Genomic DNA, 14,528 nt, shown 5'->3' with positions numbered 1-14,528 from the left:
CCCCCACCCCCGCCACCGCTGGCGCCACCACCGGCGGAGCCACCGAAGATGCGGCCGAGGCCGTTGTAGCCGATCGCGAGCTCCAGCAGGCTGTTGTTGGTGGAGCCGCCGATGTAGGGGCGTGACGAGGCCGGCCACAGCTCGACCAGGGCGAGGTACCAGCCGGCCGAGACGACGATCGCGGCCACGGCGCCGGCGAGGTGCGCGAGCCGTCGGCGCAGACCGGTCGGCGCGGCCGTCAGGTACCCCAGGCCGAGGGCCGGGACGACCAGGAACGCCTGCGCCATCTTGGTGAGGAAGCCGAAGCCCACGCAGGTGCCGGCCAGCAGCAGCCACCGCAGGCTCGCCCGTTCGGTGGCCCGGACCGTGCAGTAGGCGGCGGCGACGAGCAGCAGCACCAGCAGCGCGTCCGGGTTGTTGAACCGGAACATCAGCACCGCGACCGGGGTCAGCGCGAAGGCGGCGCCGGCGAGCAGGCCGGCGGCGGCACCGGAGGTCCGGCGCACCGTGGCATACAGCAGCCCCACCGCGGCGACGCCCTCCAGCGCCTGCGGTGCCAGCACGGTCCAGCTCGAGAACCCGAAGGCCCGGGCGAACAGACCGGAGACCCACAGCGAGGCCGGCGGTTTATCGACCGTGATGGCGTTGCCGGAGTCCAGCGAGCCGAACAGCAGCGCCTTCCAGCTGTGCGTGGCCGCCTGGGTGGCGGCGGCGTAGAAGCCGTTGCCGTAGCCGGACGCGCTGAGGTCCCACAGGTAGAGGACCGCAGTCGCCGCCAGCAGGGCCAGCAGCGACGGCCGGATCCACGCGGGGTCGCCGGCCGGGCCGCGTACCAGGCGGCCGATCCGGCCGCGGGGCCGGGAAGGCGGGGGCGGCCCGGATGGGCGGCCCGCGGGATGCCGCACGGGCACGTCCACACCGGGCACGTCCACACCGGGCACGTCCGCGTCGGGTGCGTTCACGAGGGGGGAAACGGTGGTCATCTCGAAGGCCGTCTCGGGACCGGGAAGTACGTCATGGGTAGACGATCGGTCCGGCGGCTTCGCGGATTCTGTGCCCTTACTGTGTGAATCCTGTGCGCTACGCGGATCCTGTGTCTTTACTGTGCGGGCCCCGTTCCCTGTGTTGTGCCTGTCCGGGGGCGGCATGCGCCGAGATGACTCTTACGTCACGGTAGAGTTGTCGGCGTGAGCGGATCGCGGTGGGCGTATCCCGACGGCCCCGCCGTCACCGACGGTCTGACCATCGGTGCCACGCGTGAGCATATCGCGGCGGCTCCAGCGGCGGATCTACCGGCGGCCGATCCGTACCCGTCCCGGTCCCGCGGCCGGATCAACGCGCTGTGGACGATCGTCGACCAGGTCGTGTCCAGTGGCACCAACGCGGCGATCAACTTCATAATCGCCCGCCGGGTCGACCCGACCGAGTTCGGTGCGTTCGCGATTGCCTACACGATCTTCGCGATCGTCGTCGGCCTGTCGCGCGCCGCTGCCACGGCGCCCCTGGGGATCAGCTACGCTGCCGCCGCCCCGGCCGCGTTCCGCGCCGCCGCTCGCGCCGCGTCCGGCCTGGCCCTGGTACTCGGTGCCGTCGTGGGCGCCGGCCTGATGGCGGTCGGTGGCGTCCTCGAGGGCGTGGTCGGGACGAACCTGATCGCGATGGGTGTGGTCATGCCGGCCCTGCTGGTGCAGGATGCCTGGCGCTACACGTCGTTCGCCCAGGGACGTCCCCTCCGCGCCGTCGTCAACGATCTCGTCTGGGCTGCCGGGATGGGCGTGGGCATCGTCCTGCTGGCCATCGGCGGGCCGGATGCGGCCGGCGGCGCGCCGGTGATGGTCCTCGTCTGGGGTGCCGCCGCGGCGCTGGCCGTGCTGGTCGGCATCGGGCAGCATCGGGTCTGGCCCGCCCCGGGGCGGGCGCTCGCCTGGTTCACTGGTCACCGCGAGACGACCGGCTTCATGACCGCCGAGTTCGTGACGGTCCAGGGGGCGCAGCAGACGTCGACTCTGATCATCGCCGCGGTCGGCTCGCCGGCGCTCGTCGGTGCTCTGCGCGGTCTGCAGACCCTGCTCGCCCCCACGACGAACCTGGCCGTCGCGTTGATGAGCTTCGCGATCCCCGAGTTCGCCCGCCGCAGGGGTGCCCCGGCCCGTCGGATCATCCGCGCCGCCTACGTCGTGTCCGCGCTGGTGGTCGCCTCCAGCGTGCTGTGGACCCTCATCTTCCTGATCCTCCCCGACGATTTCGGGACGGCCCTGCTGGGCGATACCTGGAGCCAGACCCATGAACTCCTTCTCCTCGCGATGATCGCGCAGGCCGGGCCGGCGCTGGCGGTGGGACCGGCCGCCGTGCTCTACGCCTTCGGCCGGACCAGACTCACCTTCTGGATCAATCTTTTCTTCACGCCCTTCCTGCTCGCCGGCCCGGTCACGGGCCTTCTCCTCGGCGGAGCCAAAGGGGTGATCATCGGTAACATCATTGTGTTCTGGGCGACGATCCCGCCCTGGATTTACCAGCTCCACAAGCAGGCCCACGCCGTCGACCGTGGGTGACCTCCCCGCCCGCGCGGATTCCCGAGCCCGGGCGTGGTACCCGGCGGCGGACGAAGGTGGGGGCCCGACCGGGGTCATTTCCCTGATCTTGGATCTGGCAGGCATGATGAGCGGGATCCGAACGGCCGGACCGCACCGGGCCGGCCGTGTGAGGCCCTGACCTTCCCCGGGAAGGTACATCGCGGGATCGAGGGGGAGTGGCGACCTATCTGCTCGGCCTTGGTTCCGCGGTGTGTTTCGCGGTGGCCGCGGTGATCCAGCAGCGGGTTGCCTTCCGGGCGCCGCCCGATGACGTCCTGCGGCTGCGGCTGCTGCTGTGGTTGGTGCGGCGACCGTGGTGGGATGTCGGGGTCGCCGTCGCGGTGATCGGCAGTGTGCTGGCCGCGGCGGCGCTGAGCCGGGGCGCGGTGGCCCTCGTCGAATCCCTGCAGATCTGCCAGCTACTGTTCGCCCTGCCGTTCGCCGCCCTGCTGGCGCAGCGGGCGGTGCCGCGCCGCGACTGGGCGGCGGCCGCGGCGACGGCCAGTGGCCTCGTGCTCTTCCTGATCGCCGGAGATCCGCATCCGGGCGATCCGGGGGCCGTCTCGACGTTCGGCTGGGTCCTCGCCGGCGCGGTGGTCGGCGGGCTGGTGTGCGGTGCGGTGTGGGGGACGCGGCGGCTCGCCGCTGCCCGGCGGGCCCCGATGCTGGCCACGGCCGTGGGCCTGCTGTCCGCGACGCAGGCCGCCCTGACCAGCAGCATCGGTCACCTGCTGACCACCCGCGGGATCGATGCGGTCCTGGTGTCCTGGCAGCCCTGGTCGGTCGTGGCCACGGCGATCGTCGGTGCGTTGCTGCTGCAGAGCGCCTACGAGATGGCCCCGCTGCCGGCGTCGCTGCCCGCCGCGGTGAGCAGCGAGCCGCTGGCCGGGGTGGTGATCGGGGTGGCCCTGCTGGGCGGCGACCTGCGGCTGGCGCCCCTCGCGTTGGTCGGTGAGGTGCTCGGCCTGGCCGTGATGGTCACGGGTGTCCGTACGCTGGCGACGTCTCCGCTGATCACCGGGCAGATGTCGCGGCTGGTGGCGAGGCAGGCCCAGGGGCGGCTGTCCCGGCTGGAGGAACAGGTGCACCATGACCTGGAACGGCTGCGCGCCGACCTGCGCCGCAGCCGGCGGGCCGGCGTCCCGGGGCCGGCGTTGCGACGCGCGCGTCGCCGGCTGCGCCGGGACCTCGACCGCATCGGCGCGGAGCTGGCGAGCCTCGTGGACGAACGGCACCGGTTCGACGATCGGATGCGGCCGGTCGCCGGGCAGGTGGGCTCGAACGGGTCCCGATCGGGGGAGCGGGGCCTGCTGGGGGATGACGCCGTGCCGGAAAGGGAACTGCTCGCCGCGCGACGTGCTCTCGACACCCGGGCGGACGAGCTTCGCCGGCGGGCGGATCGACTGCGCGGTGAGGCCGGTGCCGTCCTGGCTCAGAGGAATCATGCGCGATAGTCAGTCGACCGGGACCTGCCCGCGGGCGTGGCCGGGAGCCGAGTATCACCAGCCTCGGCGAGTGAGTGCCAGCGGCGCGCGAGGGCGCGGCCGACCACGAAGATCAGCAGCCCGGTGAGCAGGTGCCAGATGAAGTGCGTGCCGATCGGGAAGGACCCGCAGGCCTCCTCGTCGATCGTGCGGGCGAGCAGGCCTGCCGCGAACACCCCGGCGGCCGTCGCGAAGTCCCGCCAGTACCTGGACCGGTCCTCATGATGTGACCCGTACAGTGCCACGGTCAGCCCGATCATGAGCAGCAACACCGGCACGTACGGTGCGGAACGGTTGGGGATCTGGCTGCCGAGGAGGGCGATGAACGCGGCGGTCACACAGGCGAACCCGGCCACGCCGGCCAGGCACCACGTCCAAGGCAGCCGGTAGAACCAACGCAGGAAACTTCCGACATAGATGAACACGAACAGGCCGATGGGCGCGATGTCCAGGACCTGGGCCCACCTGGTCGCCAGCGTGTGGAACGCGAAGCTGCCGACCCCGATCAGCACCGCGAGCGGCGGCATGAACGCGACGCTGGCCGGCACGCCGCTATGGCGCCGCAGGAGGCGCCATAGCGCGAACGCCGCGGCGAGATACGCGAGGTTACTCACCGCGTCGAGCGGCTCGGACCAGAAAGCCGTCGACGTCCGCTCGCAGTAGTTGTCCACGTGCTCGGTCCAGTTCATCGGCCTTCTCCTCACCGCCGGGTGGGTCGCGAGTATGGCTAGGCCTCGGTGGCAGCGACCGGGTGGGCGTCGCCAGCGGGGTGAGGGGTGGGGGCGCGGCTGCCCGCGTGCACCAGCAGGGCCGACGCGCCGAGGCCGACGGCCAAGATCGCCGCTGGCAGGTACAGGGAGTCGCCGAGCGCGGCCCCGAAGGCACCCCGAGCCGAGCTGGACAGCGTGCCGGTCACCGTGCCGCCGTCCACGATCTTGTCGGCGGCCAGGCCGCGCGCGGACATCCGGATCGCGATGACGGCGCTGATCGCGGCGCTGCCCAGTACCGCGCCGAACTGCCGGACCGCGTTGTACGCCCCGGCCCCGGCGCCTGCCTGGTGCGGCGGCAGGTTGTGGGTGGCGGTCGCGGCGAGCGTTGGCCAGATGGCGGCGTTGGCTGTCCCGACCAGCCCGGCGCCCACCAGAAACACGGCGACCGGCGAGTCCGGCGTCATGAACATCGCGAAAATCATCAGCGTGACCGCGAACAGCGCGAAACCCGCCGAGGGGATCACCCGCGGATGGATCCGGTCCCCGAAGATCCCAATGATCGGCACGCACACCATCGCGAGGATCGCCATCGGCGCGACCACGAGCCCGGCGTCCGCGCCGGACATCGCGCGCACCGATTCCAGATAGAAGTACAGCGGCACCAGCACCGCCGGGACGGCCGCGCCAGCCGCGGCGACGGCGACGTTCGAGAGCGCGAAGTTGCGGTCCCGGAAGATGCCCAGCGGCAGCAGCGGCTCACCGCCGGCGCCGCGGGCCTGGTGGGCGACGAACACCACCAGCACCGCGATACCGATGCCGATCATCGACCAGGTGAGCCCGTCCCAGTCCCGGTCGCCGCCCTCCTGGATGCCGAACACCAGCAGGAACAGGCCGACTCCACCGAGTACGACGCCAGGCAGGTCGAACCGGTGCCGGTGGGTCGGCAGCGCCGGAACGTGGCGGGCGGCCAGCACGAGCCCGGCCAGCCCAACCGGTACGTTGACCAAGAAGATCCACTCCCAGCCCAGCTGGTCCACCAGAACGCCCCCGAGCAGCGGCCCGACCAGGTTGGCGAGCCCCGCCACCGCTCCCCACAGGCTCATCGCCGCGTTGCGCCGTTCCGGCGGGAAGGTTCGAGTGATCATCGCCATCGTCTGCGGCGTCACCAGGGCGGCTCCCAGCCCCTGCACCACCCGCGCCGCGACCAGCAGACCGATCGACGGGGCGAGCCCACACAGCAGCGATGCCGCGGTAAACAGCGCGAGCCCACCGAGGTAGACGTTCTTCGGACCGTATCGGTCGCCGAGCCGACCGGCCGGCAGCAGGGTGACCGCGAAGGCGAGCAGGTAGCCGCTGGTCGCCCAGAGCACCTGCGAGATGTCGGCGTCCAGGCTGTCGGTGATGTTCGGGCTGGCGACGGCGACGATCGTCATGTCGAGGACGACCATGAAGTAGCCGACGACAAGCACCGTCAGGGCGCGCCACGGACTGCGTATGGTGCTCACGGATCCCGTCTCCCAGTTTGGCCGCCTGGCTCTCGTCAGCCTTACGGGTTCAGACGACGTGGCTCAGCACTCGCTTCATCAGGTAGGGAACCCGGCCCACGCCGTGCACGGATTTCGTCAGCGGCGCCGCGGGCGACGTGCCGAGGTGGTGCTTGAGCACCGGTCCGAACAGGTACTGCCAGTACGGCCACCGGTGGTCGATCCGGCCCAGGCTCGCGCCGATGTCGATGACCATCACCTGCACGGTCTCCTTGCTGTACGGATGCGTCTTGGTGATGGGCAGCGGGCGGGCGCCGATCTTCTCGTACAGCGGCACCAGCTTCTCGATGGCATCGAGAAGCAGGTAGCGGCAGTCGAGGTTGAAGGCGAGCCGGGCCACCTCGCGGAACAGCGCCACCACCACCCCGCCACCGCGGTAGTCCGGGTGCAACGCCAGCCGCGAGACCTCGATGAACCCGCCATTCCACACCCAGTCCGGCAGGCCGGTCGTCTCGGTCTCGATCTCGCTGAGCGCGCGGTTCCCGGAGTTGACCACGACCCGGCCGGCACCGAGCGCTTTGTCGCCGAGCAGGCACATGAAGTTCACCGAGTGCGGGTCGAGATCGTCGGCCACGACCTCACCGTCGATCATCCCGGTCAGCCGGCCGAACGTGCGGTTGCCGGCCAGCCGCACCTCCAGCGCGCGCAGGAAGGTCGACCGGTCGGAGACGGTCTGGATGGTCAGGAGCCTGGTCAGCCTGCCCGGTCGGACCCCGGCCGCGCCGAGCGCCTCGAAACCGAACCCGTCAACCGTGCCCACCAGGATCACCGCGGCGTCGCGCACCGAGGACCGGTCGACCAGCCGGAACGTGAACCGGTCACCGCCCGGCCCCGGCCGCCCGGCGGTCAGCTGCGCCCGCAGCCGCAGCGCCCCCGTCCAGGGCAGCCACAGGTCGGCGTGCACCAGCATCCCGGGTACCAGGCAGTGCGCGGGGCCGTCGGCGACGACGAACTCGCCGCCGTACGGCGACAGGCCGACGACACTGACGGTCCGGGTCCGCTGGAACAGCACCTTGCTGCCGAGGCTCGCGGTGAGCGGGGTGGGCAGCGGGTAGTTGCGCCCGGCGGAGAGTTCGGCGGCGAACCGTGCCTCGACGACGCCACGCGCACGGTCCACCCGGTAGTCCGTGGTGAAGAGAGGGACGATCTTTCCCCGCCGCCACCGCGCCTGGTCTGCCTGGAACACGACGGCCAGCCGGCCACCGTCCGCGACAGCGTCGAGCGCCTTGGCGTCGGGGACCTCGAAGACCACCGTGCCGTCCGTCAGCCGGTCCGCCAGCACGCCGAGTGCCTGCCTGCGGTCCGAACAGAGCAGCACCTGCGGCCGGTGCAGGTCGTTGCTCCAGCGCTGGAACCCCGTGCCGGTGTCGCGCTGCCCCGCGTCCAGAACCTTCACGCCCGCCTTCTCTCCCCCCGGCCCCCGGGGCCCGGTTTCACAGCGGCCGATGCCGTTACGGCCGGCGTGCGGTCAGCCCGCGAAGTGGTCACGGAAGACGGACCAGCCCACCGGCCAGTCCGCCAGCCCGGAGTCCGCGTTGAGGTGGCCCCGCGAGCCGACGTTGACCAGTCGGGCACCGAGCCTCCCGGCGGCCGCCACGGAATGCGCCAGCGAGCCGTACGGGTCGTTCTCGCTGGCGACAATGACGGTCGGGAAGGGCAACGGGTCGTGTCGCGGCGGGCCGAACCCGACCGCGCCGGTCGGGAACCGCGGCCCGCCCACGTCCGGCACCGCCACCAGGAACGCCCCGGTGATGGCGTCGTCGGCATGCTCGCACGCCCATTCGGTGACCAGCGTGCAGCCGAGGCTGTGCGCGATCAGGATCTTCGGCCCGTCGATCGCCGTGAGCACGTCGTCGAGGTCCTTCACCCAGGCGTCGCGCACCGGGTTGTCCCAGGACTCGTGGTCCACCCAGACCCCGTTGCCGGCCCGCTTGTACCACATGTACTGCCAGTGCTCCGGCCCCGAGTTCCCGATGCCGGCGATGAAGACATACGTCACCGCCGGCTCGCCGCCGCCCGCTGGTTCCATGCTCACACCTCGTAGTCGGTGCCCACGCCGTCGAAGCGCAGGCGGTCCTGGATGTGGACCCGGTTGTCGTTCTTGTCGAAACCGGTCAGCAGACCCGCCTCCATCAGCCGGATGACGATCTGGCTGCTCACATCCTGCCTTCCGGCGTCACCAAGCTGCCGGATCAGGGTCCGGTAACCGACCCGGTCCTTGAGGAGTTCCTCGAAGACGAGCCGGTGTTCTTCCTCCAACGGATATTTGATCATGTCCTGGCCCAGCTCGTTCCCGATCACCAGCTTGCGTTCCAGCCGGAAACTCAGCGGCTCGACCTTGTAGTACGGCCGCAGCAGGACCTCGTCGCCGTTCCAGCGCAGCCAGGTGATGCGGTTCAGCTGCTTGGTCAGGTGGGTGATCCAGCGGACCCGCGCGCCGTTGAGTTCGTCGTCGGTGAACTCGTCGCTGAGATCCATGCGCTTGTGCCGACCGATGGAGATCATCGTGGCGGCACGGTCCCGGAAGCCCGCGACCGACCGGGCTGTGTCGGTGTCGTCGTCACCCGCGGCCAGCCGTTCGAACCATCGTTTGCGGTTCAGCCGGTCGTCGTCCGACTCGCTGATCCGGCGGCGCAGCCAGAACTCCGACTCCGGCTCGGTGAACGAGGCGAACGTGTAGAACGACGCCAGGAACTCGTGGTACTGCTCGTAGGTTTCCCGGTAGCTGCGCCCGTACCACTGGTGGACGGCGTCCAGTTCGTCCTCGTGCGCGATGATCCGATCGATCGCGGCGGCCGCCGAGACGGCGGACTGGGTGGCCAGGTGGACGCCCTGGGAGAACAACGGGTCGGTGAAGCAGGCGGCGTCCCCGCAGAGGAAGAACCGGTCCCCGGAGAACACCTCGGAGTCGTAGGACCAGTCGTGCACGATGCGCACCTCGTCGACGATCTCAGCGTTGCCCAGGATATCCATCGCGCGCGCGCACTTCACGATGGTGTCGCGGTAGAAGCGGTCCGGCCCGATCTCCTTGACCTCGCTGGCCTTCGAGCGGTCGACGACCAGGCCGACGCTGTAGATGTCCCCCTTAAGCGGGATCATCCAGACCCAGCCGTCCTCGAAGGTGATCGAGTAGGTGGTGCCCTTCAGGCCGCGTTCGAACGGATCCTTCCGCTTGAAGTACGACCAGACCGCGAAGTTCTTGTAGAACTCGTCGTAGCGGCGCGCCCTGAGCTGGCGGGCCAGCGGACTGCCAGCTCCGCCGGCGTCGATCACGAAGTCGCTCTCGACCGTCCTGGGGACACCCCCCGAGCGCACGGTCAGCGTCACCCGGTCGGTGGCGCTGAGGTCGATGCCCGTCACCGGGGTCTCCTCGTGGACCGTGACGCCGCGCGCCCGGGCCGTGTCCACCAGCAGCTTGTCGAACTCCTCGCGCTTGACCTGGATGGCGTGGTCGAAGACCCAGGGGGCGGTCCGTGGGGTCGCGAACGAGAACGTCCAGGGTGCCTGGTTCTGCCCCCACAGGAACGTCGCCGACGGTTTCTTCACGAAGCCGGCGGCGTCGATCGCGTCCTGCAGGCCCAGCCGGTTCAGCACCGACAGCGTTCCGGGTAGGAAGGACTCGCCGACCCGGTACCGGGGCAGGCTTGACCGTTCGAAGACCTCCACGTCGTGACCGAGCTTGTTCAGGCTCAGTGCCGCGACAGATCCCGCGGGGCCGGCACCGATGATGGAAACCTTCGCGCGCTTCATGCGCTGTTCTCCTCAGAACGACTTGATGGACTTGACCCGGTTCGGCGCCAGGTAGGAATGTCCGCCGGTCGCGTTGTCGAAGATGCTGATGCCCGCCTGGAACCGGCAGTCGCTGCCGACGGTCACCTCCGGTGCCAGTGTGCAGCTGAGCCCGAAAAAGTTGTCGTCACCGATCTCGACCGTGTTTCCGCAGTTGAAGTTGGGCGCGAGAAAGTTGTTCGAGCCGAGTCGCGAGTGATGCCCGACCGTGCAGTAGTAGTTCACGACGTTGTGGTCGCCGAGTGCGACGTTCACGCCCAGGTAGCAGTTCGGCCCGATGATGTTCCCGGCCCCGCGCAGCGCCGCCGGGTCGATCCGCGCGCTCGGATGGACGATGTTCTCGGCGACCAGCCCGTGCCTGGTGACGAACCCGTCGATCAGCGCGCGCCGGCGAGCAACGTCCGAGACGGCCAGCACCACCCGGGTGTCCGGGCCGGGGGCGAAGTCCGCGAGCGCGGCACACCGGTCGGCCGGTGCGTGCACTGCCTCCCCCTCCACCGCCAGGAACGCCGTGACGGCGTACTCGGGCCGGCCGTCGACGACGCAGTCGCCGGCATAACGTGCGACCTCCAGCGCGAACTTGTCCGCGCCGATCAGCACGATGTCCCTCACAGCACGATCCTTCGCTTCTTGAAACGGTCCGAGACGGTGACCGCGTCCACCACGTTGATCTTCGCCGGGATCTTGAACTGTTCGACCTTCCCGGCCAGGAATCCGACCACGTGCTGACGTACCTCGGCCCGAGTGAGCTCGCCCCGGGGTTTGATGTCGACGCAGACGGACTGGCCGGTGATGGCGTTCGCCCGGCCGTACACGACGCAGTCCTCGATCAGCGGGCTGGCTAGCAGAATGGACTCCAGCTCGAGCGGCAGGACCTTCTCCCCACCGACGTTGATGACCTCCTTGGCGCGCCCCCTGATCTGGATGAAGCCGTCCGCCCTCTCCTCCACCAGGTCCCCGGTCCGAAACCAGCCGTCCGCGGTGAGCGAGTCGCTGGGATAGTTCAGGTAGCCGAGGAACTGCGTCGTCGTCTTCAGCTGTAGCTCGCCGTCGACGACCCGCTGCCGGACGTTCGGGTCGTCGATCCGAAACCAGGTGCTGCTCGACGACTCGCTGGTGGTCGTCGAGATGCCTGTCTCGCTGGTTCCGAAGGTCTGCAGCAGCCGCACGTTCGGGAACGCCTCGTTGACCCGCCGCAGCAGCTCCTCCGGCATCGGCTCGGTGCCGTAGGTGATCAGCCGCAGGCTGCTGAGGTCGTGCCGCTGGTGGTAGCCGCCGATGAGGATCAGGTTCAGGAAGGTCGGGCTGGTGGGCAGCAGCCGGATCCGGTATCGCTCGATCAGCGCGCAGATCTCCTCCGGCGTCCGCTGCCGCGGCACGATCGCGGTGTTGCCCGCGCGCAGCGCGCCGAGTAGCGAGTTGATGCCGCCGATGTGGTCGAACAGCAGGAACATGAGGATGTTGGCGGGCCGACCGCCGGTGCGCGCCCGTTTCCCGAGCTTGTCTGCCATGATCGCGTCTAGGTTGTGCAAGATCGCCTTCGGGGTGCCGGTGCTGCCGCTGCTGAGCAGCACCAGCCCGGCGGCACCAGCCGCGGCGAGTCGCTCGTGGGCACCGCCGGCCGGTGCCGCCGCCTGGACCGCCGGCACCGGATCGATCACGACCGTGGATCCTTCGGCCGCTGCGTCGACCCGGACGAGGTGTACGGGTGCGCACGACTGTGTGATCGTCGACAGCGTGCCCTCGGTGACGGTGACCACCGGGACGATGACGTTCCGATTGACGAACAGCGCGAACAGCGCAGCGACCGAGCGGAAGGAGAAGTCCGCGTTCAGCACGACCACCTCGTGCGGCCGCACCTGGTGCGACCGCAGGGCGTCGCCCAGCCGCTCGATCTCGGCCGCCAGCTCGCCGTAGGTATACGGAACCTCCCGGTTGACGAGGGCCGGCCGGTCCGCCAGCTCCGCGAACCTGCCGACGAGTTCGTCTCGCATTCAGGTCACCCCGCCCAGAAAGATGGTCTCGCCGGTGACGAAACCGGCCGCCGGCGAGAGCAGGAACTCGACGGGGCCGACGATGTCCGCCATGGTGCACATACGTTTGATGGCCTGCCGCCCGACCAGACTGTCGATCTTCTCCGCCGCGACGGTCCGGGTGAGGACCGTGCGGACCGGTGGAAGACCGATCCCGTTCACCCTGATGTTGAACTCGGCCAGCTCCTTGCTCATGACTCTGGTGAGCTGGTCGACCGCGCTCTTGCTGGCGGAGTAGACCAGCTGCCCGGCCAGTGCCCACGGCACGGCGACCGTCGAGATGTTGAGGATCGCCGGCGCCGGCTCGGCGCTGCGGCGCAGCAGCTTGGTCGCCTCCCGGCAGCAGTCCAGCACCGCGAAGAAGTTGATGTCGAAGAGGCTTCGGGTGACCCCCTCGGGCGTCATCATGAAGTGGTTCATGTTTGCCGTGCCAGCGTTGTTGACCAGCGCGTCCAGGTAACCGTGTTCCCCGCGTATCCGCCGGCACATGGACCGGATGGCCTTCGCGTCGGTGAGGTCCACCTCGAAGTGCTGGTAACGGGGGTGCTCGATACTGGCCGCTTTTCGGCTACAGCCGACCACCGTGTGCCCGCGCTCCAGGAAATGCGTCGCCAAGGCATGCCCGACACCGACTCTGGTGCCCGTGATCAGGATGAGCATCTGTTCAGTGCAGCCGGTAGCCGAGCAGCAGCGGCAGGGTGTAGAGAGGTGGTTTGATGTCCGCCGCGTCCAGTGTCTTCGACTTGTAGAGGGATGGTACCTCGCGGGGCATCGACCGGCTCAGCGCGGGCTTCTTCTGACCGGGCTCCACGAGTTCCCCGTCGGTCACGATGAACTCGACGCCGAGCCGCAGGCACCAGTACAGCTTGAGCCGGTGGATGGCGTCGAAGAAGATTCTGTTTTCGCTGACGTAGATGATTCTGCCGAACGGGACGAACCGGCGTAGCCACATCTTCTTGATGATCACGTAGCAGTAGTCGGTGCGACCCTTCGGGCGGATCAGGTAGTGCCGGCACTCGACCGTCTCGTGATCGAAGAAGATCTGCCGGTCGCCGGGGTCCAGGTACTGGACTATCGCGTGCTTCTCACTCTCGATCCGGAACCCCGAGCGCAGGCTGCGCGGGGTGGGGATCGGCAGGATCATCAGCAGCCGCGTCTCCAGGTCGGCCCAGCCGAACTTCTTGCTGATGTCGTAGACGGTCCGGGTCGGCGTGTAGTTCACCAGGGTGGCCTTGCGCACCGACAGCGCGGGCAGGAACAGCCGCAGGCTCTCGTTGCGGTACTGCTCCTGCACGTACCAGCTGTGCACCTCGCAGAACTTGTGCCGCTCTCCCTTGATCTCCCGCTCGGTGAACAGCAGACCGAGGAAGCCGACGACCTCTTCGCCGTCCTCCATGACGTAGCCGTAGTAGCCCTCGTCGCCGCCCCAGACCGGCCGGAACATGCGCTTGCGGCTGTCGAAGGGCAGCGAGGCGGAGTTGAGGGTCGAGTTGCTGAGCAGGAGGTAGACCCGGTGGAGGTCGTCCTCGACGGCCTTGCGTACCGACACGGCCATCTACTCAGCCGCCCTGCCGGGCCAGTTCCTCGGATTCCTCGGACGCGCCCGAGGTCAGCTCCGCGCCCTCCTCGCCGCCCTGGGCGATTCGCATCTCCTCGTCGATGAAGTCGACCAGCCGGCTGACCTTGCTGAACGGGCTGACCCGCATGGAGACCGCCTTCTCGGAAGTGAGTGAGACCTCCACGTCGTACTCGTCCTCAAGGGCCTCCTCCACCAGCGCGAGAAAGTTGACGAGATGCATCGAGTCGAAGATTCCGGCATCTCCGTAGAGCCGGACGTCCGGCAGGCTGTCGGTCGGTATCTTCTCGTCCCGTGTCTTGTTCAGACGCTCGATGACATCGGTCACCAGCGCCAGAAGCTGGTCTTGCATGGCAGCGCCCTTCCTGTTGACCTGGTGGTGGACGACCTCGCGCACTCAGGGCAGGACGTCACCCCCGAAGGCACAACGGGACACCGATTCGGCTACGCCGCCGCGGGTCCGTTCGGATCGATCAGAAGCAGCGCGACGCCCAGGAAACACGCCGCCCACCGTCACCGCACGCCGAAACAACTCCCGGCCCCTTCCCAGACCCCCGAAGCATCGTCCAGCCAGCCGGGCCGCACACCGCCCCGGTGGGCCCATGACCCACCGTCGCCGACGCGTTACCGCCCTCGACCTCTTTTTTACCAAGGAGTCTCCGGCACAGGTAAGTACCCGGGTTGCTTGTTCGTCTATTTTCAGACTCCCGTAACCAGGAATTCAGCGGCTGATCTCGCCGCCACCGCCTTTGTAAACGTCCGTAATCCCGTGGGAGGATATGCCGAGAGCCAGATCCGTGGTAGAGGACAGGTGCCGGC

Annotated in this window: 13 protein-coding genes; 2 read left to right on the top strand and 11 right to left on the bottom strand. The window is 69.2% G+C overall.

Features of this window, described 5'->3' with window-relative positions; genetic code table 11:
- Positions 1–983, bottom strand: a 983-nt coding sequence (locus AC08OO_RS12195; protein WP_476618519.1) for a glycosyltransferase family 39 protein, incomplete at its 3' end; no start/stop codon positions are given.
- Positions 984–1,187: 204 nt separating this feature from the next.
- On the opposite strand from AC08OO_RS12195, the gene AC08OO_RS12190 reads away from it, so the two are divergent.
- Complete coding sequence (locus AC08OO_RS12190) at positions 1,188–2,552, top strand: hypothetical protein (protein ID WP_476607564.1); 1,365 nt, start codon at positions 1,188–1,190, stop codon at positions 2,550–2,552.
- Positions 2,553–2,749: 197 nt separating this feature from the next.
- Positions 2,750–4,027, top strand: a complete 1,278-nt coding sequence (locus AC08OO_RS12185) for a DMT family transporter (RefSeq protein ID WP_476611720.1) — start codon at positions 2,750–2,752, stop codon at positions 4,025–4,027.
- Here the strand turns inward: AC08OO_RS12185 and AC08OO_RS12180 are convergent.
- From AC08OO_RS12180 to AC08OO_RS12135, 10 genes are all read right to left on the bottom strand, one after another.
- Positions 4,015–4,746, bottom strand: coding sequence for a ceramidase domain-containing protein (locus AC08OO_RS12180; RefSeq protein WP_476618518.1), 732 nt, complete (start codon positions 4,744–4,746; stop codon positions 4,015–4,017). The two genes, AC08OO_RS12185 and AC08OO_RS12180, sit on opposite strands and share 13 nt — an antisense overlap.
- 38 nt (positions 4,747–4,784) lie before the next feature.
- On the bottom strand, positions 4,785–6,272 hold the full coding sequence (locus tag AC08OO_RS12175; RefSeq protein ID WP_476618517.1) for a DHA2 family efflux MFS transporter permease subunit: 1,488 nt from the start codon (positions 6,270–6,272) through the stop codon (positions 4,785–4,787).
- A 49-nt stretch (positions 6,273–6,321) separates the two neighbouring features.
- Entirely contained in the window at positions 6,322–7,707 is a 1,386-nt protein-coding gene (locus tag AC08OO_RS12170; protein ID WP_476610366.1) for a GNAT family N-acetyltransferase, read from the bottom strand.
- Between the two features lie 72 nt (positions 7,708–7,779).
- Complete coding sequence (locus tag AC08OO_RS12165; RefSeq protein WP_476610365.1) at positions 7,780–8,340, bottom strand: RBBP9/YdeN family alpha/beta hydrolase; 561 nt, start codon at positions 8,338–8,340, stop codon at positions 7,780–7,782.
- Between the two features lie 2 nt (positions 8,341–8,342).
- The gene (gene cmlS / locus AC08OO_RS12160; RefSeq protein WP_476610364.1) at positions 8,343–10,061 is read right to left on the bottom strand and encodes a chloramphenicol-biosynthetic FADH2-dependent halogenase CmlS; all 1,719 of its coding nucleotides are present in this window, start codon (positions 10,059–10,061) and stop codon (positions 8,343–8,345) included.
- A gap of 12 nt (positions 10,062–10,073) precedes the next feature.
- Entirely contained in the window at positions 10,074–10,712 is a 639-nt protein-coding gene (locus AC08OO_RS12155; protein ID WP_476610363.1) for a DapH/DapD/GlmU-related protein, read from the bottom strand.
- Positions 10,709–12,094: an ANL family adenylate-forming protein gene (locus AC08OO_RS12150; RefSeq protein WP_476610362.1), complete on the bottom strand. Its 1,386-nt coding sequence runs from the start codon at positions 12,092–12,094 to the stop codon at positions 10,709–10,711. The genes AC08OO_RS12155 and AC08OO_RS12150 overlap by 4 nt, the downstream gene beginning before the upstream one ends.
- Positions 12,095–12,793 carry an SDR family NAD(P)-dependent oxidoreductase gene (locus tag AC08OO_RS12145; protein WP_476610361.1) on the bottom strand — a complete coding sequence of 233 codons (699 nt, stop codon included), beginning with the start codon at positions 12,791–12,793 and terminating at the stop codon, positions 12,095–12,097.
- Positions 12,794–12,797: 4 nt separating this feature from the next.
- Positions 12,798–13,682 carry an N-acetyltransferase family protein gene (locus AC08OO_RS12140; protein ID WP_476618516.1) on the bottom strand — a complete coding sequence of 295 codons (885 nt, stop codon included), beginning with the start codon at positions 13,680–13,682 and terminating at the stop codon, positions 12,798–12,800.
- Positions 13,683–13,692: 10 nt separating this feature from the next.
- On the bottom strand, positions 13,693–14,061 hold the full coding sequence (locus AC08OO_RS12135) for a hypothetical protein (RefSeq protein ID WP_476610359.1): 369 nt from the start codon (positions 14,059–14,061) through the stop codon (positions 13,693–13,695).
- Positions 14,062–14,528 lie beyond the last annotated feature (467 nt).

The sequence above is a fragment of the Frankia sp. CeCAU1 genome, from assembly GCF_977971845.1.
The sequence above is the reverse complement of the archived record's forward strand: the minus strand, read 5'-3'. Positions and strand labels throughout refer to the sequence as shown.

What these genes read in the sequence shown, in the direction of transcription:
- AC08OO_RS12180 (WP_476618518.1), bottom strand. Translation starts at nt 4,746, where the DNA reads ATGAACTGGACCGAGCACGTGGACAACTACTGCGAGCGGACGTCGACG.
- AC08OO_RS12165 (WP_476610365.1), bottom strand. Translation starts at nt 8,340, where the DNA reads ATGGAACCAGCGGGCGGCGGCGAGCCGGCGGTGACGTATGTCTTCATC.
- cmlS (WP_476610364.1), bottom strand. Translation starts at nt 10,061, where the DNA reads ATGAAGCGCGCGAAGGTTTCCATCATCGGTGCCGGCCCCGCGGGATCT.
- AC08OO_RS12150 (WP_476610362.1), bottom strand. Translation starts at nt 12,094, where the DNA reads ATGCGAGACGAACTCGTCGGCAGGTTCGCGGAGCTGGCGGACCGGCCG.
- AC08OO_RS12145 (WP_476610361.1), bottom strand. Translation starts at nt 12,793, where the DNA reads ATGCTCATCCTGATCACGGGCACCAGAGTCGGTGTCGGGCATGCCTTG.
- AC08OO_RS12135 (WP_476610359.1), bottom strand. Translation starts at nt 14,061, where the DNA reads ATGCAAGACCAGCTTCTGGCGCTGGTGACCGATGTCATCGAGCGTCTG.